At 43.0% G+C, this 21,963-nt stretch carries 17 protein-coding genes and 1 other annotated feature; of the genes, 11 read left to right on the top strand and 6 right to left on the bottom strand.

What is annotated here, in order from left to right:
- Positions 1-6: 6 nt before the first annotated feature.
- The 7 genes from ACN6MY_RS20580 (at position 7) to ysxE (ending at position 8,357) form a co-directional block, all read left to right on the top strand.
- Positions 7-840 (top strand): cytochrome C assembly family protein, encoded by an 834-nt coding sequence (locus ACN6MY_RS20580; RefSeq protein ID WP_419881834.1) that lies wholly within the window; start codon positions 7-9, stop codon positions 838-840.
- Between the two features lie 9 nt (positions 841-849).
- Positions 850-1,782, top strand: a complete 933-nt coding sequence (gene hemC, locus ACN6MY_RS20575) for a hydroxymethylbilane synthase (RefSeq protein WP_419881833.1) — start codon at positions 850-852, stop codon at positions 1,780-1,782.
- Entirely contained in the window at positions 1,782-2,570 is a 789-nt protein-coding gene (locus tag ACN6MY_RS20570) for a uroporphyrinogen-III synthase (protein WP_419881832.1), read from the top strand. The genes hemC and ACN6MY_RS20570 overlap by 1 nt, the downstream gene beginning before the upstream one ends.
- A gap of 11 nt (positions 2,571-2,581) precedes the next feature.
- Positions 2,582-3,571: a porphobilinogen synthase gene (hemB, locus tag ACN6MY_RS20565; RefSeq protein ID WP_419881831.1), complete on the top strand. Its 990-nt coding sequence runs from the start codon at positions 2,582-2,584 to the stop codon at positions 3,569-3,571.
- Between the two features lie 42 nt (positions 3,572-3,613).
- Positions 3,614-4,903, top strand: a complete 1,290-nt coding sequence (gene hemL, locus ACN6MY_RS20560) for a glutamate-1-semialdehyde 2,1-aminomutase (protein ID WP_419881830.1) — start codon at positions 3,614-3,616, stop codon at positions 4,901-4,903.
- 371 nt (positions 4,904-5,274) lie between these two features.
- Positions 5,275-7,161, top strand: coding sequence for a stage VI sporulation protein D (gene spoVID / locus ACN6MY_RS20555; RefSeq protein ID WP_419881829.1), 1,887 nt, complete (start codon positions 5,275-5,277; stop codon positions 7,159-7,161).
- A gap of 149 nt (positions 7,162-7,310) precedes the next feature.
- The gene (gene ysxE / locus ACN6MY_RS20550) at positions 7,311-8,357 is read left to right on the top strand and encodes a spore coat protein YsxE (RefSeq protein ID WP_419881828.1); all 1,047 of its coding nucleotides are present in this window, start codon (positions 7,311-7,313) and stop codon (positions 8,355-8,357) included.
- Between the two features lie 529 nt (positions 8,358-8,886).
- On the opposite strand, the gene ACN6MY_RS20545 is transcribed toward ysxE, so the two are convergent.
- Entirely contained in the window at positions 8,887-9,078 is a 192-nt protein-coding gene (locus ACN6MY_RS20545; RefSeq protein ID WP_419881827.1) for a hypothetical protein, read from the bottom strand.
- A gap of 179 nt (positions 9,079-9,257) precedes the next feature.
- Positions 9,258-9,502: a binding site (T-box leader), on the top strand.
- Between the two features lie 59 nt (positions 9,503-9,561).
- Here ACN6MY_RS20545 and ACN6MY_RS20540 point away from each other — a divergent pair.
- The gene (locus ACN6MY_RS20540) at positions 9,562-12,210 is read left to right on the top strand and encodes a valine--tRNA ligase (protein WP_419881826.1); all 2,649 of its coding nucleotides are present in this window, start codon (positions 9,562-9,564) and stop codon (positions 12,208-12,210) included.
- 220 nt (positions 12,211-12,430) lie between these two features.
- Here ACN6MY_RS20540 and ACN6MY_RS20535 read toward each other — a convergent pair whose 3' ends face one another.
- Both ACN6MY_RS20535 and ACN6MY_RS20530 read right to left on the bottom strand, forming a co-directional pair.
- Positions 12,431-13,282, bottom strand: a complete 852-nt coding sequence (locus tag ACN6MY_RS20535; protein ID WP_419881825.1) for an ATP-grasp domain-containing protein — start codon at positions 13,280-13,282, stop codon at positions 12,431-12,433.
- Positions 13,275-14,192: a RimK family alpha-L-glutamate ligase gene (locus ACN6MY_RS20530; protein ID WP_419881824.1), complete on the bottom strand. Its 918-nt coding sequence runs from the start codon at positions 14,190-14,192 to the stop codon at positions 13,275-13,277. Before ACN6MY_RS20530 ends, ACN6MY_RS20535 begins: the two co-directional genes overlap by 8 nt.
- A gap of 103 nt (positions 14,193-14,295) precedes the next feature.
- On the opposite strand from ACN6MY_RS20530, the gene ACN6MY_RS20525 reads away from it, so the two are divergent.
- Positions 14,296-15,600 carry a bifunctional folylpolyglutamate synthase/dihydrofolate synthase gene (locus ACN6MY_RS20525; protein ID WP_419881823.1) on the top strand — a complete coding sequence of 435 codons (1,305 nt, stop codon included), beginning with the start codon at positions 14,296-14,298 and terminating at the stop codon, positions 15,598-15,600.
- 140 nt (positions 15,601-15,740) lie between these two features.
- Positions 15,741-17,462 carry a diguanylate cyclase gene (locus ACN6MY_RS20520; protein WP_419881822.1) on the top strand — a complete coding sequence of 574 codons (1,722 nt, stop codon included), beginning with the start codon at positions 15,741-15,743 and terminating at the stop codon, positions 17,460-17,462.
- 57 nt (positions 17,463-17,519) lie between these two features.
- On the opposite strand, the gene ACN6MY_RS20515 is transcribed toward ACN6MY_RS20520, so the two are convergent.
- Genes ACN6MY_RS20515 through ACN6MY_RS20505 form a run of 3 tightly spaced genes read right to left on the bottom strand, consistent with a single transcriptional unit; the run spans position 17,520 to position 20,060 of the window.
- Positions 17,520-19,130, bottom strand: coding sequence for a hypothetical protein (locus ACN6MY_RS20515; RefSeq protein ID WP_419881821.1), 1,611 nt, complete (start codon positions 19,128-19,130; stop codon positions 17,520-17,522).
- On the bottom strand, positions 19,130-19,612 hold the full coding sequence (locus ACN6MY_RS20510; protein ID WP_419881820.1) for a PulJ/GspJ family protein: 483 nt from the start codon (positions 19,610-19,612) through the stop codon (positions 19,130-19,132). The genes ACN6MY_RS20515 and ACN6MY_RS20510 overlap by 1 nt, the downstream gene beginning before the upstream one ends.
- Positions 19,596-20,060 (bottom strand): type II secretion system protein, encoded by a 465-nt coding sequence (locus tag ACN6MY_RS20505; RefSeq protein WP_419881819.1) that lies wholly within the window; start codon positions 20,058-20,060, stop codon positions 19,596-19,598. The genes ACN6MY_RS20510 and ACN6MY_RS20505 overlap by 17 nt, the downstream gene beginning before the upstream one ends.
- Positions 20,061-20,230: 170 nt before the next feature.
- On the opposite strand from ACN6MY_RS20505, the gene ACN6MY_RS20500 reads away from it, so the two are divergent.
- Positions 20,231-21,895, top strand: a complete 1,665-nt coding sequence (locus ACN6MY_RS20500) for a hypothetical protein (protein ID WP_419881818.1) — start codon at positions 20,231-20,233, stop codon at positions 21,893-21,895.
- The last annotated feature ends 68 nt before the right edge of the window (positions 21,896-21,963 follow it).

Below are 21,963 nucleotides of genomic sequence, written 5' to 3'. Positions count from 1 at the left end.
GCATCTATGCTGGAGCTCACGATGACAAGATTGCACGAAGCTACTGTTCTGCTGTATGCCTTAAGCGTGCTCTTATATTTTATGGATTTTCTTAATAATAACCAGAAGGCAAACAAAGTGGCCTTCTGGTTGCTTGCTATTGTTTGGCTGCTGCAAACAATTTTTTTATTTCTTTATATGGCAAGGACAGGCAGGTTCCCGGTTTTAACGATATTTGAAGGTTTATATTTTTATGCGTGGGTGCTGATTACTCTTTCACTGGTGATCAATCGTTTTCTCAGGGCCGATTTTATTGTTTTCTTTACAAATGTGCTCGGTTTCATGGTGATGGCTATCCATACCTTTGCCCCTGTACAGGTCGAATCGGACGTGCTTGCCCAGCGCCTCGTGTCTGAATTGCTGTTGATTCATATTACGATGGCGATTTTATCCTACGGAGCTTTTTCGCTGTCATTTGTCTTTTCCCTGCTATATATGATTCAATATGACTTATTGAAAAGAAAAAAATGGGGAAAGCGCCTGCAGCGCCTTGGAGATCTTTCACAGCTTGAAAGAATGTCTTTCATTCTTAATGGGATTGGGGTGCCCATCCTGATCTTTTCTCTGATACTGGGTCTGCAATGGGCGTATATTAAGGTTCCGGGAGTCCATTGGTTTGATTTGAAAATTGTCGGCTCATTCATTGTTCTTGCTGTTTACAGCGTGTATTTATATATGAAGGTCCGGAAACAGCTCTATGGAAAGAAGTTAGCGTTATTGAATATCTTTTCGTTCATTATCCTGCTCATTAACTTTTTTCTTTTCGGAAGCCTTTCTACATTCCACTTTTGGGTTACATAGGAGGATAACATGAGAAAAATTATTGTCGGTTCCAGAAGAAGCAAACTGGCCATCACACAAACAACCTGGGTGATTCGCCAGCTAAAAGAACTTGGTGTACCTTACGAATTTGAAGTCAAAGAAATTGTGACTAAAGGTGACCAGATCCAGGATGTAACATTATCCAAAGTAGGCGGCAAGGGTTTGTTTGTGAAAGAAATTGAACAAGCTATGCTTAACAAAGAAATCGATATGGCTGTTCATAGCATGAAGGATATGCCTGCTGTGCTTCCAAATGGTCTGACAATCGGCTGTATACCTCCAAGAGAAGACCACAGGGATGCTTTGATTTCAAAAGGCAATATACCGCTCGATGAACTGAAGAGCGGGGCAATCATCGGAACGAGCAGCCTTCGCCGAAGCTCACAGCTTCTTGCCAGCCGGCCGGATCTTGAAATCAAATGGATCCGCGGAAATATTGATACGCGTCTTGAAAAGCTGAAAAATGAAGACTATGATGCCATCATTCTTGCTGCCGCAGGACTTGCCAGAATGGGCTGGAAGGCTGAAACGGTGACAGAATATCTGGAGCCTGAGCTTTGCCTGCCTGCAGTAGGCCAGGGCGCACTGTCCATTGAATGCCGCAGTGATGACCAGGATCTGCTGGCAGAGCTGCAAAAGCTTACTTCTGAAGAAACAAAGATTACAGTGGAAGCGGAGCGGGCCTACTTGGATAAAATGGAAGGCGGCTGCCAGGTGCCGATTGCCGGGTATGCCGTTGCCAAGGAAAATGGAAATATCTCACTGACAGCACTTGTCGCTTCTCCGGACGGAAAAGTGATTTACAAAGAAGTAGTTGAAGGGCGCGATCCGGCTGCGGTTGGAGAAGAGGCCGCCCGTATCTTGAGTGAAAAGGGTGCCAAGGAACTGATTGACCGCGTCAAAGCGGAGCTCGAGCAATAATGCCTGAAAATAAGCTTCCAAAAGGATACAGGATCCTGGTTACAAGGGAAAAAAAGCAAGCTTCTGGTTTAGTACGGAAAATCGAAGCAAATGGAGGGGTTCCGCTTGCGGTCCCTCTTCTTGAATTTGTTCCGCCTGACTCCCTTGAGGTCATCCAAGAAACGCTTATGAGGCTAGATGAATTTAATTGGCTTATATTCACGAGCCAAAACGGAGTCGATTTTTTCTTCAGCCAGTATGAAGCAGGAGCTAGAGAGAGCAAACTGCCGAAGATTGCCGTGATCGGGAACCAGACAAAAAAGGCTCTCCTTAGCCGGGGACTGCAGCCTGACTTTATGCCGGATAAATTCGTTGCAGAAGAATTCGCCCGGCAATTTGTCCCGCACCTTAAAGCTTCCGATCAGGTTTTGATTGCAAAAGGAAATCTGGCGCGCCCTGTAATTGCAGAGGCAATCAGGGCTTCTGGAACAGCTTGCGAGGAATTGACGGTGTACCAAACGAAGCTGCCTGACAAAAGCGGGGAATTGCTGGCCGGACTTCTGAAGCAGCAACAAATCGATGCGGTTACATTCACAAGCTCTTCGACCGTACACCATTTTATGAAAATAGTTAAGGTGAATTCCCTGCAAAATGATGTAAGAAACATTATGATAGTATGTATAGGCCCGATAGCAAAACATACAGCCGAGCAGTATGGACTGACCGTCCATGTCTGCCCGGATATTTATACAGCAGATGCGATGATAGACCAATTATCAGCCCATCTGCAATCAGTACGGAACTCATAGGAGGAATTCAAATGAAAGACCTACAATTCAACCGCCACCGCCGCTTGCGTTCAAGTGCAGGCATGAGAGCATTGGTGCGTGAAACGTTTTTGAGGAAAGAAGATTTGATTTATCCGATCTTTATCATTGATGGTGAAAATATTAAAAATGAAATTTCGTCCATGCCTGGCGTTTATCAGCTGTCGATGGACAACCTTCATGCTGAAATGGAGGAAGTGGCTGCACTTGGCATTCAATCCGTCATCTTGTTCGGTGTTCCTCATGAGCATGATAAAGATGAAACAGGTACAGGCGCATTTTCTCATAATGGTTTAGTGCAGGTGGCCACAAGGCTTATTAAAAAGGAATTTCCTGAAATCATCGTAATTGCCGATACTTGTTTATGCGAATACACAAGCCATGGCCATTGCGGCGTTGTGGAAGGCGGCAAGATCCTGAACGATGAATCACTCGATCTCCTTGCAAGAACAGCAATTTCCCAGGCGGAGGCAGGCGCTGATATTATTGCGCCTTCCAATATGATGGACGGATTTGTAACAGCAATCCGCGCAGGGCTGGATGAAGCAGGATACGAAGATATTCCAATCATGTCTTATGCAGTCAAATATTCATCCGCGTTTTACGGTCCTTTCCGTGATGCTGCAAATGGTGCACCACAATTCGGCGACCGAAAAACCTATCAAATGGACCCGGCTAACCGCCTGGAAGCCTTCCGCGAGGCAGAATCTGATGTGGAAGAGGGAGCTGACTTCCTGATCGTAAAACCTGCTCTTTCTTATTTGGATATGGTCCGGGACATGAAAAACAGCTTTACCCTGCCAATTGTAGCCTATAATGTCAGCGGTGAATATTCCATGATCAAAGGAGCGGCATTGAACGGATGGATTGATGAAAAAGCCATTGTCATGGAAATGCTGACTGGCATGAAGCGTGCAGGCGCAGACTTAATCATCACATATTTTTCAAAAGATGCTGCACGCTGGCTGGATGAAGAAAAATAAGCAAAAGGGCAAGTTACCTTTATAAGAAAAGGGGATATGGGAATGCGGTCATATGAAAAGTCAAAAATAGCATTTGAAAAAGCGAAAAATGTTATGCCAGGCGGGGTAAACAGCCCGGTCCGCGCCTTTAAATCGGTCGATATGGATCCGATTTTCATGGAACGCGGCAAAGGCTCCAAAATTTATGATATTGATGGAAATGAGTACATTGATTATGTGCTATCCTGGGGCCCTCTGATTCTTGGGCACTCGAATAACCGGGTGGTCGAGGCAATCAAGAAGGTTGCCGAAACAGGCACAAGCTTCGGGGCATCCACATTAATTGAAAATAAACTCGCCGAGCTAGTTATCGAAAGGGTGCCGTCCATTGAGATGGTCCGTATGGTATCATCCGGTACAGAAGCGACGATGAGTGCCCTTCGTCTGGCAAGAGGATATACAGGCCGCAATAAAATCCTTAAATTTGAAGGCTGCTACCATGGGCATGGAGATTCATTATTGATCAAAGCAGGTTCAGGCGTTGCGACACTTGGACTTCCTGACAGCCCGGGTGTGCCAGAGGGAACAGCGAAAAATACGATTACTGTCCCTTATAACGACTTAGCCGCTGTTTCATATGCATTTGAACAGTTTGGCGAAGATATTGCCTGCATCATTGTAGAGCCTGTTGCCGGCAATATGGGCCTTGTACCGCCGCAGCCAGGCTTTTTGCAGGGCTTAAGAGATGTAACCTCCCAGTACGGCGCCCTGCTGATTTTTGATGAAGTTATGACAGGATTCCGTGTGGGCTATAACTGTGCACAGGGCTATTACGATGTGATGCCTGACATTACCTGTCTCGGCAAGGTAATTGGCGGAGGCCTTCCAGTCGGCGCCTTTGGCGGAAAAAGAGAAATTATTGAAAAAGTGGCTCCTAGCGGAACGATTTACCAGGCCGGCACTCTTTCAGGAAATCCGCTGGCGATGACGGCAGGCTATGAAACATTGAGCCAGCTGACTCCTGATGTGTATGAGGAGTTTAAACGCAAAGGCGATATGCTGGAAAAGGGCATAAGCGAGGCTGCAGAAAAGTACGGCATTCCGCATACCTTTAACCGTGCAGGCTCCATGATCGGCTTATTTTTCACAAATGAAAATGTCATCAACTATGAAGCAGCAAGATCTTCTGATTTGAACTTCTTCGGTACCTATTACCGTGAAATGGCTGAGCAGGGCATTTATCTGCCGCCGTCCCAGTTTGAAGGATTATTCCTTTCAACCGCGCATACGGACGAAGATATCATGAAAACCATTGCTGCTGCTGAAAAAGCATTTGCGAAGTTGAAGAAATAAAGTCAACTGCTAAATCAGCTTAGTGCTATCTAAATAATAGTAACCTAACATCAGGAGGCCAGATCCCTTATCTTCTAAGAGATCTGGCTTTTTTTATTTGTGTCTCTGTTAACCTGCCTGCTGATTTCCATTCCATTCCATTACAAGACTCCCGGGGCATTTGCCGAGCTTCTTCAGCTGGCTCCTGCGGGTTCCCGCCTCTAATCAGAATACAATCCAATCAGCAAAGTGAAGAAATCCTCCATGCACTCCTGAAGCCGCGCATGCACATTTTGTTTTGGTCCTCCAGTAATATTCCATTTTCCTGCTTCATAGATTGTTAATGGCATCGTTAATTGTTTTTTTTCTGAAATATGGAAGGAGGAGTTGTGTTGACCAGAGAAAATCAATCGTCTTTACGATTTTCATTAGAGGAATCCATTTGGTTTCAGAAGGGACAGGAAGTAGCTGAGCTATATTCCATTTCCCTTGACCCGAATGTATCCATCCAGGAAAACGATCAATATGTGGTCATTAAAGGGACCCTTGACTTAAGCGGTGAATATAGAAATGAAGTTCGCAGCGGAGAATCTGAAATCAGGGATTATACACAAAAAAATTATCCCAAAACGATCCACAATGTGGAGAAAAGAGAAAATGGGAACAGTGAATTTTCCCACAGGTTTCCGGTGGATATCACCATACCGGCAAACCGGATTGCATCGCTTTCTGAAATTGATGTGAGTATCCTGTCATTCGACTATTCCCTGCCTGATAAAAACTGTCTTAAGCTTCAGGCGGATTTGCTGATTTCAGGCATTTATAATGAAGCACAGGTCAGTACCGCAGACAGGTTTGAGGAAGACAGCACAGCTGAAGAGGATGAAGACTACTACAGCTACGCCGGAGCAGAGGAAACAGAAGAAATGGAAGAAACAGAAATGTACAGTGACGCTCCCCGGGCGGAGGAAAATGCAGCACATAATGTAAACACCGATTACTATCCGTACTATACTGAAACGGAACATCATAGCAACGATGAGGAAATAGAAGATGATCCACACTTTGCCCTCCCTGTTGATACGGAAGAAAGCGGACAGTACAGCTGGTACACTCAGGAAGAAACTATGCCGGCACCAGTTGATGGAGAAGAAGCCGATGCTTTTGCCGGTTACAGAAATGATCCAGCTTATGATCCTTATACCGAAGCTGAAGAAGAGACCGAGATTTATTTTCAATATGAAGAAGAGCCATCAAGCGATCCTGAAATCAATGACCCGGAAACGGATTATGAACAGCCTCCGAATGAGACCTATGGAAATGATGTGTTCCAAAACTCGCTATACCGTGCCGATGAAGAACCCGGGCACTATCCTGATAGCGGGGCGGATGCAGAACCCGGGCAAAGCCTTTCTTACAGTGAGTACGAGGAAGAACCCGTGCAAAACCTTTCTTACAGTGAGTACGAGGAAGAACCCGGGCAAAACCTTTCTTACAGTGAGTACGAGGAAGAACCCAGGCAAAACCTTTCTCACAGTGAATACGAGGAAGAAGCTGTGCAAAATCTATCTTACAGTGAGTACGAGGAAGAACCCAGGCAAAACCTTTCTCACAGTGAATACGAGGAAGAAGCTGTGCAAAATCTATCTTACAGTGAGTACGAGGAAGAAGCTGTGCAAAATCTATCTTACAGTGAGTACGAGGAAGAACCCGGGCAAAACCTTTCTCACAGTGAATACGAGGAAGAAGAAGAGCTTTACAGGCCATTCAGTGTGGAGGTTACCAAGCCTGCTGAAGCTGAAGAAGAGTCACAGCCTATCTTTATAAAGGAAGAGCAGCAGGCACCGGTTTTTGAGATACCTGTTCTTCCATATGAAAGTGATGCACCTGACAGCATTCCTGAAGAAATCTTGCGCATAAATGAAAACAAGCAGGATGAAAAACCGGCACGAGCCGAAAAACTGCCTACACCATTATTGGAATTGGCCAGAAGAAGAGAAGCGCCTCCTAAGAAAAATGCCGGCAAAGCGGAAAAGCAGGAACAGGCGGAAACGGAAAAGCGCGTTTCTTTAACAGATTTTCTCGGAAGGAAGCAGGAAGAGGAACTGACCAAGGTTAAGGTCTGCATTGTTCAATACGGAGAAACATTGGATACACTGGCAGACCGCTATGATGTCTCGGTGCAGTCCCTTTTAAACAGCAATGAACTCGAACCTAACCAGGATATTTTTGAGGGGCAGGTTTTATATATCCCCAAAACGCCAAGCTTTAAAAGGTGAATATGAGAAATTATAGGTAAAGCAGAGCGGAAACCCTGCTCTGCTTTTTTTAGCGAGAGGGGCCTTTTTAAGTTCCAAATGCTTGTCACGGCAGAACAGGCGCATGCGCCTTTTTAAAATGGTCGTTTAGAAGAAAGCGGGGAAATCTCGTGAATGAAAACGAGAATCTGAAACAGGATACAGAAAGGATTGTCCAGAATTATGCGCTTTCTGTTCTTTTTGTTGAGCAGCATGGAAAAATCAGAAAGGTATACACCGACAAAGGCGTTTTTGCCCTGAAGCTGATTCCTCCTAAACATGGCATTGATTTTATCCGGAATGTCCAATTTCTGTATCAGCGGGGATATAACAGGATTGTCCCTATATATCCGACCAATGACGGAAGATATGCGGTTCTCCATAATGGCAGCCTGTATTATCTGATGCCATGGCTCTCAAATGATGAAAATGGGGAAAGAAATGAGCGGCATAAACAGATGTTCAGAGAGCTGGCCAGGATGCATACCCTATCTTCGAGGGAAATGTCAGTGGATGAAGAACACAGGGAAGAGCATTATCAGACAACACTCGAGGAGTGGAAAAAGCAGGCGGAATTCCTGGAAGAGTATGTGGGAAGCTGTGAAAGAAAATGGTATATGTCCCCGTTTGAGATGATCTTTGCCTCAGCATATGCTGATATATCCCAGGCCCTTAGCTATAGCACAAAGAAGTTTGAAGAATGGTATGAAAAGACAAAGGACAAGGAAAAGGTGCGGACTGTGATGACACACGGAAAGATATCACTGAAGCATTTTATCTATGATGACCGGGGATATGGCTACTTTATCAACCTTGAGAACTCAAGGAAAGCGCCTGCCCACTTTGATCTCCTTCCGTTTGTGGTCAAATCGTCCAAAACATATCCTGTTAAAAATGATGATTGCGTGGATTGGGTTTATAATTACTTTAAGTATTTCCCTCTAAAAGAAGATGAATTGCTCCTGTTTCAAAGTTACCTTGCCTATCCTGGCTCCTGTATGGACATTGTCAAAAATTATTTTGAGAAAAAAGGCAGCCTTAAAGAAATGGATTACCTGAAGCAGCTGCAGCGGCAATACTGGCAGCTGAAAAATACCGAATATGTTGTCATGAAAATGGAAGAAATCGAGGCACAGAAAAAGGCCACTGCCGCACAACAGGCCCAGGAACAAAGCTAAGACCGGCCGCCCCTTATGGCAAATTCCACAAATCAGTTCAGGGAATCAGCCGGCAGGGAATTAACCGGTCTTTTTAGATTAAAAACATATTTACCTGCGTCCAGCGCGTATCAGCAGGTGCTTTCGCATTGTCCCCAAGGATGGGGGTCACAAAGACGTTGCCGCAGGACGCGGCGTTCTTAGTCTTTGTTCCTTTAATTAGGCGCTTCCGCATTTGTGTTCGTCGAGCTGCAGCGCCTAGCCTCTCAAGGTCATAAGCCACGTAAGAATGAAGGCAAAGAGCACCTTCTATTCTTGCGCGTCTTATGCTAGTCGAGGGCCCCCAGGATGGGGGTCACGAAGACGTTGCCGCAGGACGCGGCGTTCTTAGTCTTTGTTCCTTTTAATGAGGCGCTTCCGCAATAGGTTCGTCTAGCTACAGCGCCTAGCCCCTCGAGGTCATAAGCCACATAAGAGTTGAAGGCAAAGTGCGCCTACAATTCTTATGCGTCTTATGCTTGTCGGGGCTTTCGAGGCGCTTCCGCTTTTGTTAAAACCATTCAAGATGGAATGCGACGGCTATTAGTATTAGCAGGGCCAGCAGCAGGACGTCGAATGTGGTTGGAAAGAAAAAGGTCCGGATTCCCTGGAAAATGCAAATGGGAATGATGCACTGCTGGCAGGCGTTTCGGCAGGTTCTCAGCCATGGCGGCATGGAGTAAGGGGAAAATCTTCGCTTCATTCTTCAGCACTTCCTTCATAGAGTCATATTATATTATGGGTATCTGCGCAAAAAGGTGAATAAGCAATCACGTTATTCCTTGTGAATGTATAATATATAAAAAATCGGAAAGAATGATTGACTGAATAGCTATTTTTTTTGTAGTATATTAGGTATATTACTTTTGATAAAAAAATACATTGAAAGCTTTGATCGGGAATAGTACGATGACAGGCTGCTTTAAAGAGAGGGAACCATTTGGTGAAAGGTCCCAAGCCAGCAGCATCGGAAGTCGCCCAGGAGCTGTTTCCGTGAACGTAAGCAGATAGTAGCGGAAACCGGCAAGAGCCGTTATCTTATTTGAGAGCCGTAGAACGGGTACATATTTGCTGTATCGTTTTTCGGAAAAAAGGTGGCACCGCGAACAACTTCCTTCGTCCTTTTGTGATGAGGAAGTTTTTTTGTGTTTAAAAAAATGATCAGCACGCAAGGAGGAAACGGACAATGGAAGAAAACCAGATATCCATGCCAACGAAATATGATCCGCAGTCGATTGAAAAAGGCCGCTATGAATGGTGGCTGAAGGGGAAGTTTTTTGAAGCGGAAAAAGAATCAAAAAAACAGCCTTACACCATCGTTATCCCGCCGCCAAATGTAACAGGAAAGCTTCACTTAGGGCATGCCTGGGATACTGCACTTCAGGATATCCTTACACGCATGAAGAGAATGCAGGGCTATGATGTATTATGGCTGCCTGGCATGGACCATGCAGGTATTGCTACACAGGCAAAGGTTGAACAAAAGCTCCGCGCTGACGGTGTAAGCCGCTATGATCTTGGACGCGAAAAGTTTGTTGAAGAAACATGGAAGTGGAAGGACGAGTATGCAGGCCATATCCGCGAGCAGTGGTCAAAGCTTGGTCTTGGTCTCGATTACTCCCGTGAACGCTTTACGCTTGATGAAGGTCTTTCCAAGGCCGTACGCGAGGTATTTGTTTCCCTCTATAATAAGGGGCTGATCTACCGCGGGGAATATATCATTAACTGGGATCCTTCAACAAAGACTGCTCTTTCTGACATTGAAGTTATCTACAAGGATATTCAGGGTGCATTTTATCATATGAAATATCCATTGTCAGATGGAACAGGATTTATTGAAATTGCAACAACCCGTCCGGAAACCATGCTTGGAGATACAGCAGTTGCGGTTCATCCTGAAGATGACCGATACAAGCATTTAATCGGCAAAAATGTGACGCTTCCGATAACAGGAAGGGAAATTCCGATTGTTGCAGATGATTATGTTGATATGGAATTCGGCTCTGGTGCAGTTAAGATTACGCCTGCACATGACCCGAACGACTTCGAAATCGGCAACCGCCATAACCTTCAGCGTATTCTTGTTATGAACGAAGACGGAACAATGAATGACAAAGCAGGTAAATATGAAGGCATGGACCGCTTTGAATGCCGCAAGCAAATCACAAAAGACCTTCAGGAGCAGGGCGTTCTTTTCAAAATTGAAGACCATCCTCACTCAGTTGGACATTCAGAACGCAGCGGCGCAGTGGTTGAGCCTTATTTGTCCACTCAATGGTTCGTTAAGATGCAGCCATTGGCTGAAGCAGCAATAGCCCTGCAGCAGTCAGAAGATGATAAGGTGAACTTCGTGCCTGGACGCTTCGAGAATACCTACCTGCGCTGGATGGAAAATATCCGCGACTGGTGCATCTCGCGCCAGCTTTGGTGGGGACACCGCATTCCTGCCTGGTACCATAAGGAAACAGGCGAAATCTATGTTGGCCAGGAAGAGCCTGCTGACATTGAAAACTGGAACCAGGACAACGATGTGCTTGATACATGGTTCAGTTCAGCGCTTTGGCCTTTTTCAACAATGGGCTGGCCTGATACGGAAGGTGAAGAATATAAACGCTTCTATCCGACAGCAGCGCTTGTTACAGGCTATGATATCATCTTCTTCTGGGTATCAAGGATGATTTTCCAGGGAATTGAATTCACAGGACAGCGGCCATTCAAGGATGTGCTGATTCACGGGCTTGTACGCGATGAACAGGGCCGGAAAATGAGCAAGTCTCTTGGCAATGGTGTTGACCCTATGGATGTTATCGAGAAATACGGGGCAGATTCTCTTCGCTATTTCTTATCAACAGGAAGCTCTCCTGGACAGGATCTTCGCTACAGCAATGAAAAGGTGGAAGCTGTATGGAACTTTGCCAACAAAATCTGGAACGCCTCCCGTTTTGCACTGATGAATATGGAAGGCCTGCAGTATGAAGACATTGATTTGACCGGCGACAAATCTGTTGCTGATAAGTGGATCCTGACCCGTTTGAACGAAACGATTGAAACGGTGACAAGACTTGCCGACAAGTATGAATTCGGTGAAGTGGGCCGCGTGCTTTATAACTTCATCTGGGATGATTTCTGTGACTGGTATATCGAAATGGCGAAGCTCCCGCTTTACGGGGAAGACGAAGCTGCTAAGAAAACGACAAGATCCATCTTGGCCTATGTTTTAGACAATACGATGAGATTGCTTCATCCTTTCATGCCATTCATCACAGAAGAAATCTGGCAGAACCTGCCTCATAACGGGGAATCAATCACAACAGCAGCATGGCCGGAAGTGAACGGGGAGCTGCATGATGAAGAAGCTGCCGAGGAAATGAAGCTGCTTGTTGAAATCATCCGTTCTGTCCGCAACATCCGTGCTGAGGTTAACACTCCTCTCAGCAAAAAAATCAAGCTGATACTGAAAGCCAAAGACGAAAAGGCGCTAAGTACACTTAAGAAAAACAGCGCCTATATCGAGCGCTTCTGCAATCCTGAGGAATTGACAATAGGTATTGACGTTGAGGAACCAGGCCAGGCCATGACAGCCGTGGTAACTGGTGCCGAACTGATTCTTCCTCTTCAGGGACTGATTAATGTTGAAGAAGAAATCAAACGCCTAGAAAAAGAGCTGGATAAGCTGAATAAAGAGGTAGAGCGGGTTCAAAAGAAATTAGGCAACGAAGGCTTTGTTAAAAAAGCGCCTGAAAGCGTAATTGAAGAAGAACGCGCAAAAGAAAAAGACTACAGCGAAAAACGCGACGCCGTAATCCGCCGCATCGAAGAAATGAAGCAACTATAAAAAGCGCAAGCGCCCTGTTCACAGGAACAAAGACTAGGTACGCCGCGTCCTGCGGCAACGTATTCGTGACCCCCATCCTGGGGGCTTATGACCTCGAGGGGCTATGCGCTGGAGCTAGATTAAATAAAAAGCGCAAGCACCTTAATTAAAAAAGCCGCCCGGAAGATCACTTCCGGGCGGCTTTTGGTTTCTATAATAAGCTTGTTCACAGTGCGATCCGTTATTCAGATCGCGCATTCAAATCATCTAAAATAAAAGTTAAATACTCGCGGACAAGATTAATGTCTGAAAGCATGCTCAAGGTCCGGCTTCCGACTACATCTTCAATTTCATTCAGAAGCAGGCTGCCATCTTCATTGAAAATAAAGTCAATGCCGGCAAGTCCAAAATCAAATAAAGAGGCAATTTTTTCTGCAAGAAGGCGTTCATCCTCTGACAGCTCATATAGGGAGGCGCTGCCGCCAAGCGTGAAATTGGCCTTAAAGTCACGGTCAGATTGCCGCAAAACAGCTGCGATTACTTTTTTGCCGATAACAAAAACACGGACATCCTTTCCAAGCTGTGCGGGTTTTTGGACAATCCATTTTCCGTGAGGGTCCAGCCTGATATTTTTCTTATCATTTTCATTTCCCGCTAAAAAGACAGCATTTCCGCCGCGTCCATGTACCTCTTTGACAATGTAAGGAAAAGAAAATACTCGATCCAATGAAGTTTCGTAAAAAAGGGTATCTGCCATTGGAATTCCATAAGTGCTCAGATATTGATGTGTTTTTGCTTTATCATTGCAGATTTCCGAAACAAAAGAGGAGTTATAACACTTAACTCCCATGAGCTCCAGCTGTTTTGTGAAAAAAGGATCAATTGTCCGGACAATAGCGAAGCCGGGAAGATCAATACTATTGCCGTGAAGAGATAAGAACAGCTCCTGGTTTTGATATCCGATTTGGAAATCTTCCCTGAAATGAAGGTCAAGGGAAATTCCGAACAAACCCGCCTCCTCAAGCATCCAGTTGATATAGGCATGATTTTTTTCTGCATCACTTTTGCTGTAGATAAGCCAACCGTTATTCATTGTCAGCCCCGATTCCAAACTGTTTTTTTAAAATATAAGAAATCATGCTGTCTGCAACATTAACCCCTGTACAATCATAAATGTTCAATAAGTGGGCGTTGGAATTTACTTCACAAAGCAGCGGGCCGTTTTTTCCAAAAAGCAGATCCACTCCCGCGAAATCCGTTTTCAGGATCTTCGCGCATTTTATGGCCAGCTCACATTCTTCCTTTGTCGGCGTATAGGGATATGTTTTGCCGCCGGCTGTGACATTAGCCCGGAAATCGGTTTCGGACTCCCGGTACATGGAAGCGGCCACAGTATCTCCTACTACATTCAGCCGGATATCCCGGCCTTTGCTGTGTGAAATGAATTCCTGAAGAATGAACGGCTTATGCTTAAGCACAGCGATTTTTTCCAAAAGCTCTGCTTCATTATGTATTAAATAAACCTGCTGGCCGAATGACCCATACGATTCTTTGATCACAAGAGGATAGCCCAGCATTTCCCCCATTTTTGCAAAAGCTTCATAATCATTCCGCAGGATTCCTTCATAGGTGAAAGGAGGGAAGATTGTTTTAGGCATAGAAATTCCGCTGTTTATGAGCGCTTGATGGGTTTTTGCTTTGCTGTCACAAATATCGATTGCTTCACTGCTGTTATATACATGCAGTCCCATTGTTTCCAGGTGCCGGGCAAGATGGATATCCTTGTCCATAAATAGAACAAAATCGGGCAGATCTCCATTAAAGCCGGCAAGAATCGGCTTGCCATCCTCAATCATTGAGATGAGTTCAGTATTGCGCACAATCTCTGCAGCGATAGAGTAACGTTCTGCTGAATGTTTTATAAAAAGAGCTAAATCAGAAAATTTTTTCTGCTGCAAATATCCATTTACAATGATCCAGCAGCGTATTGCTTTCGTATTCATAGTGGTGCACTTCCTTTTTGATATTAGATTATCTCATCTGCCCTGAATTATGATAGGATGAGAATGATATTGCATGGTTCTTTGTGTATAGGGGGCTTATCTAATGAAATACTCGAAAATGGATGAAATAAACAGTGCTATAGAAAAAAGACAGCTCAAGCTTGGCATGGATTTTGGTCTATCGCGAATGGAAATGCTGCTCGCAAGGATTGGTAATCCGCACCGTCAGCTGAAATATGTGCATTTTGCCGGATCCAATGGAAAAGGTTCCACTCTAAATTATATGAAAGAAATCCTGATAACTGAAGGAATATCTGTGGGAGCGTTCACGTCTCCATATCTGGTGAAGGTGAATGAGCAGATCAGCCTGAACCGGGAATCAATCAGCGACGAGGATTTCATCTCGATTTATCAGGAAATATATCCTGTGATACAAGAAATGGATGAAGAAAATTGCGGTCCGACCGCTTTTGAAATACTCACAGTCATGGCACTCTTATTTTTCAGCAAAAAAAAGCCGGATATTGTTTTGCTTGAAACCGGGCTTGGCGGCCGGCTGGACTCGACAAATGTTGTGGTTCCACTGTTATCTGTCATCACATCGATCTCTCTTGAGCATACCAATATTCTTGGCAATACGCTTGAAGAAATTGCCGGAGAAAAAGCGGGAATCATCAAGCCTGGGGTTCCTGTAGTTACCGGTGCCATTGAAACAGGGCCTGCCAGGGTTATTGCTGAGACAGCTGAAAAAAATCATTCTGAACGATATACGCTTTGTGAGGACTTTATTCTATCAGATTATTCTTCACATGCCGGACAGCAGTACTTTTCATTTAGCTTGAATTCTTTCAGGCTGACCGATGTAAAGTCCCGCATGCTTGGCAGGCATCAGGGTGACAATGCAGCACTTGCGCTTGCTGCTGTGCTCCTTTTGAAGGAAAAATACGGTTTTTCCATAAAAGAAAGCAGCATGAAAGAGGGGATATGGAGGTCCAAGTGGAATGGGCGTTTTGAACTTTTAGCGAAAAATCCCCTGGTTATCTTGGACGGAGCCCACAATCCGGCGGGAATGAATGTTTTGCTGCAGACATTGCGTGAAAATTATCCGAACTTTAAATATCGTTTTGTTTTTTCTGCATTAAAAGACAAAAACTACAAAAAAATGCTTGCTGCCATTGAGAACGCCGCTTTTGAAGTTATTGTGACAGAATTTCCTCATGAGCGTGCTGCAAGTGCTGAAGTCTTGCTTGGGGCCAGCCGTTCAGACAATACCATTGAAATAAGAGATTGGCGAAGGGCATCCCAGCAGGCTTTGCAGGAAATCGGTGAAGATGAGCTGGTTATATTTACGGGTTCTCTTTATTTTTTAACACTAGTCAGAGCCTGGCTTTCTGAGAGACTGAAATAATAATAAATGAACAAAAATAAATTAGTGTGACAATATTGTATATATTTGTTAAAATATTCTTAAAATCGAGACTATTTTACCAGACAAACTATTACATGGAAATTAACATGTCCGATATAAAGAGAAAGGAGCGGTGGAACATGGATGTGTCAAAAGGCAAACAGCTCACAGTGTGGATTTTATGGCTCCTGATTATTCCGGCGGGGCTAATGATGACATTACATTTCTACCCTCTAAATCTGGACAGAGGCCTATTGGATATGGCTTTCTTTTTAATTTTGATGGGAATCCTTTCATATATTCCAATCATCATTAATAACATTCCAATTTCAGCATATCAGGGAGTTTCTCTGGCTGTTTTTCTCGTGTTTGGACTATCTGCAGAAATTATTGTTACCCAGCTTGCGTTCGTATTTTTGCTATTGACGCTGCGCCTTGGGAAAAACGAAATATATCGCTTTCCGCTGAATTCGCTGATTTTTTTCTTTGTCTGCCTTTTGAGCGGCATGAGTTATTATGCCATTGGCGGCAGCGCTGAATTCAATGGAATGCTTGATGCTTCACATTTATGGTATGTCATAGCTTATCAGCTTGCTTATTTTATATTAAACAGCTTCTTGATCGCTTTCGTGCAGGTGGCTTTGCATAAAAAGAAGTTCACACTGTTTACAAATGATACGCTTTGGGATGGTGTGGCGACCCTGATGATCCTTCCTATCGGGATTATTTTATTTTTGGTTTACCAGCAAATGGGCATGGTATCCATCCTGTTGATCGGAATCCCGATTATCAGCATGTCTTTGATTTTGAGGCTCTATTATAATTCAAAAGAAATGAATGCCCATTTGAAAGAGGCAAGCGAATTCGGGCAGCAGCTCACACAAAGCCTTCAGAAGGAAGAGGTGCTCAGTTTATTCATAGACCGCATCTCGGCCATCATTTCTGCAGAGGGAGCTTATATTTTTGATGTTTTCAATAAAGAAATAGAAATACAGCTTTTGAGATATGCGGAGAATGGAAAAGAAATGGATAAACGAATGAAGGCTATGAGGCTGGATTCAGGAGTCTGCGGAACTGTGTGGAAAACAAGAAAAGCACAATTCTATCATTCAAGAAAAGAATGGAGCCATCTCGACACCGGAGTGTTTCCGGAGCATGTTGAAAGCATACTTGCTGTCCCGATTGTCCGCAACAGCCTTGTTGTGGGTGTTGTAGTCATGACTTCAGCAAAAAAACGGGCATACGAACAATACCAAATGATGATCATGGATATTTTATGCTCTTATCTTGGGGTAGCCATCGAAAATGCCCGCCATCATGAAAAGGCCAGACAGCAGAGCGAGCGATGTGCGCTGACAAACTTATACAACTTCCGTTACTTCGATGCAAAGCTGCAGGAAGAATTCAATAAATTGGACATGAATATCTTAAAAAGCCTATCGGTCATTCTGCTGGATATTGACCGCTTTAAATCGGTGAATGACACATATGGCCATCAAAGCGGCAATGAAATTCTCACACAGCTGGCTGAAAGGCTGGACCACATCATCGGCAAACGTGGTGTGCTTGCCAGATACGGCGGGGAAGAATTCGTCATGCTGCTGCCTAATATGGAAAAGGCGGAGGCATATGATTTTGCTGAATTCATCCGCCTCTCGATTGCCAACAAGCCATTCGTCGTCCATTCTGACCTGGACGAGCACCGCAGCAAGCTGCTTGTGCCCATCACGGCAAGCATCGGTGTAGCAGCTGCCCCAACAGATGCAGAAGATGCCCAGGCCCTTATCCGCCACGCAGACCGCGCCATGTACACAGGCGCCAAGCAGGCTGGCCGGAATAAGGTTGCACAGTATGTTGGGTAAGAGCTTGTTAAAAGGAAAGAAAAAGGACCTCAGGAATATATTCCTAGGTCCTTTCGTTTATTTCGTATAATGTTTTTCGATTTCCTTCATGGAGATTTTCTCTACAGTAGGAATTCCGTTTGGAGGGTTATAAATCAATTCATTTTTAAAAATAATAGATAATCTGGATTTAGAAGGTTCTAAGCCAAGCTGGTTATTTTCAAACCATAAACCACCAGTATTAAATGAATTTTTAAATGGAATGGTACTTGTTACCCCTTTCATTGCATTTAATTCAACAGGGTTTCCATAGACACCGCCATTTATTTTTAAATTGGAACCTACCCCATAAATTTCAAGTGTACTATTAGAATAGAAATAGGCATTCATTTCCTTAGGATTATCCTTATACTGGTTATTATTAGACACTTTTATCATACCATCACAAATTAATACTAAAGTTCCTCCACTATTATTAGATAGATTGGTTACTTCAATTCGAGTTTTAGCATAAAGAGTTCCATTTGTATTGAAGTCTTCTTGTATATCTGCATTTTGACCTACATACATTTGTCCGTTTAGCGTGAAACTCTCTATGGTTGCTTTTTTATTTATATAAATATATTTATTTTGAGCAGCAAGATTTATAGTGCCGCTTAAAGTCGCGTAATCTGCTACGTAAATATTTCCATTAACTGTAAGCTTGCCGTTTCCTATTATTTGTAGATAACCATTAACTATCAGGTCGCCGTTAATGGTTAAGTTTCCTTTATCACCTATCACTAATGAATTATAACGGGCATTTCCTGTTATCGTTGCGGCTGTGTTATAGGTCACCGGCAGAAGGAAATTCCAGAAGTCATCATTTCCGTAATATGGAAAGCTATTTCCTTTAGCTGGATAGGCAGATTTTTGAGCGATTATGCTGCTGACAGCGATTGGAGTAAAGCTTGTATTTCTATCTTTAATGACCGGTGCCAATGAAAATATGTTTTGTAAATTTGGGGTGTTCTTGGGCACTTGAGTCCAGGAAAAAGATGAACCATTCATATTGCCGCCGTATATAGATCCTTTAACAGTAAGTTTTCCATCAATGGCTGGAAATGAGGTTGGCGCATAATAATATTTGTTATCAGTCATGAATTTTCCGTAATTCAGGGAATACAAATTGCCATTTGTAAATACATCACCTTGTAAATAGGCAGAACCATTTAATGTGAAATCCCCATTACTTACGGCACTATATTGAAAAATATCTTTCACAGTGGATAATGCAACGGTTTTCACCAGTTTTTTTCCACTTTTATTAACGTCTACGGTAAATGTCGCGTTTACGTTATAAACGCCTTCTCTTTGCCCATCTTCTGTAACAGTCTGGATAATGTTATATTTACCGCCGCTAGAAGCATTTACATTATTTATTAATGCAGTTATTTTATCAATGATCGGAGAAGTATTTGTAAGACTCGGATTGATAGCATCCAGACCAGTTTGGACTTTCATGATGGCTTCGTCCATAATTCTCTCAGCCCTCAATTTATCCTGAACGGAGGCTGTGGATGTATTGATGAATTTCTGCGAATTGACGGAATAGCTGTACATGGTGACTGTACCGATAGCAACAACTGCTATAAAAAGCAATACGATAACCAGTGCATATCCTTTTTGGTTTTGAAAATAGTTCTTCATTACTTATCACCTGCCAGTCGGTAAATGGTTTCAATATCGATGCTTTTTTCGCCTTGTGACAGGACTTTGTTAGAAAGAATGAAATGAAGTCTCAGATTATTAGTTAGTTCAAATGAAGTGTCCTTTAAGGTGGTGTCATCGCTATTAATTTTCATTCCATTAATAAATAAATCATCACTCTTTTTTTCAAGAAGGACTTTAGGATCATTAATGCCTAGATCTTTATCATTCAATTGAAGTGTAAAGTCCCCGGTTGTGTTTTGGCTGACTAATGTGACTGAATCAATATTCTCCATAGCCAAATCAACCTTCTGTGTTACAACCGAGAGCTCATTTCTCAATGTATGTGAGGCTGCAACTTTTTTAGATTGAGAGATGGTGGTTAAAAAAACGGTGTACAGCATGGATGAGATGATCAGGAAAATGACGGTTGATACCAAAACTTCTATTAAAGTAAGGCCTTCCTCATTGTGTTGTTTCATCTTTAATATACCCCTCGAAGGTTTGTGTTTTTTGCGTTTTTTCCAGAGAAACGACAGTGACTTTAATAAGAATGAGCTTATTTGGCAGGCCATTATCAGTACTGTCTGCCGGATTGTCTATGTATTTTGAGAATTCTGCATATATATTATAGTTTCTTAAATCAGCCTTCTCTGATTCCGTTAAAGAAGGAATGATGTTTGTAAAATTAACCGTTTCCTTTGTGCCAACCTTGTTTTTAATATCCGGGAAGTTTTGGTCCTGGTAATACTGAAGGGTATTTTTACCTATATAAATAGAATCGAATTTTTTGTCGGATGAGCTGGAGAAATTGAAGCTGTTGGATAAAACAGAGCCCATGGTAAATAAAAAAATGCTGATTATTACTAGGGAAACAAGGAGTTCAATGAGTGTGAATCCATCATTCGCTAAAGTTCGCTTCGTTTTCATATCGACACCTATTTCAAAAGTATTAGATAAATTGACATTTTTTCGACATGAGAAATCTTTCAAATTACCTATAATTATTATACAATACTTTATAGTTGTTTTTAGAAAAAATAGATATAATTACTTAAAAATGAAAAATATAGAGAAATCTATCGAAAAGGGGTGAAGAATTGGAGAATATAGTGTTTGCTCTTTTGTCTCTTATTCTGCTGATTCCAGTAATCATTTTCCTGCCTATCGGAATTAACTGGAAGGGAAAAGCAGCCGTAACAGTTTCAGCACTTTTTATTTCGCTTGTCGGGCTTGCTGCAACGTCGGTCTTCCCGCTATGGGAGAGCTTGCTGATTTCCTTGCTTTTGTTCATGTGTGTGATTTATATGATCGGTAAGAGGTCTGACCGTTTTTTGACTGCAGCAGACGATGCAGATGACGATTATTACTATGCCGCACATACTGAAGTCGAGCCCAAAAGTGCTATCACCAAAGTGAATGATGTTTTTGTGATTGAAAGTGAAAAACCTGCATTTAGGGATAAAGGCCCGGAAATTGATATGGACACTCAGGAAAAAGGCCAGGAGCAGGATCGTGCAGAATTACCAGAAGAGCTTCTTACGGAACTTCAATATGCAGCTGCCAAAGATATAGATTTGGCTGAAGGCATAGAAGAAAAAGAAGGAACAGAGATCAAAGAGGATTCTTCGTTTCTTGAGCAAAGAGAGCTTTTATGGGATGACTTAGAGGTATCAGAAGAAGTGCAGGAACATGAAACAGACGTGAATTTGAGCGAAATAGAAATGATGCTCGAACACGGAGACTCAGAGGGAACTATTTCTCTGGAAAAAGCAGAACCAGAAGAAGTGCTGGAACCCGAAACAGCCTTGAATTTGAACGAAATAGAAATGATGCTTCAAGACGGAGATTCAATGGAAACTCTTACTCTGGAAAAAGCAGAAAATGCAAAAGGATTATCTCAAGAGGAATATGAATTCTTGCTCGAAAATCCGGGAGAAAGTATAGAAGAGTTAGAGATGGACGGATGGAGTGATACTTCAAAGGATGACCGTGATAAAGAAGAAGAAGCCGAGACAGCAGCAAATGATTGGCTTGAGCTTTTGGAAAGTGAAGAATATGTCATTGTTCCTATGGATGAAGAGATACAAGATGCCGATATTAACAGCGGCAGTGAATTGAACTCTGAAACGTTAGAGATCGAAGTGCCGCTTGAAGAGACGAATGATGAAACGTCTATTGAGGAAATGGAAGAGGTTCATCTCCCTGAGGCTTCACTTGAAGAAAATCCTCTTCTAGAATCAGAGGAACTTAAAGAGCAAGAAAACGAATTGGAATCTTCTCAGCTCATAATCGAAAGCGCTTATGTTAAGAATGTGGATAAAGATTCAGCTGATTCTATTGAAACAATGGATATAACTGGAGCAATATCTGAGTCTGTAGAAGTTATGGAATCTTCACATTGGGGAGATTTAATAGAAACAGACAGAGATGAACAAGATACTGAAGAAATCGCTGACATTCAGGAAAAGGCGGAAGTGGCCGAAGAGCCGGATAATGATAATGAGTTATTTTACATGCATGTTGATGAGGAAATAGAAGATACAAAAAAAGATATGATAGAGAGCAATGTAACGCAGCTTCAGCAGCAAATGTTCCAGACGCTTATTGATCAGATTGAACTGGCGAGAAGCACATACAGCAGCAGCCAGTTTGAAGAGTTAGTGAAAAGCCACCTGAACCCGGATCTCCTGATCTTGAATATTACACGTTCGCAAGCATTTTGGTTAATCACTATATCCAAAAAGGCGATTGGGTTAGGCTGAGACATGAAATTATAGAATTACAGAGTAAGTTTGAAAAGCATTCCATCATCAAAGAAGAACTGCAATTT

The sequence above is a fragment of the Peribacillus sp. B-H-3 genome (assembly GCF_048572925.1).
GTDB lineage: Bacteria > Bacillota > Bacilli > Bacillales > DSM-1321 > Peribacillus.
This window is presented reverse-complemented; position numbering and strand designations above follow the sequence as displayed.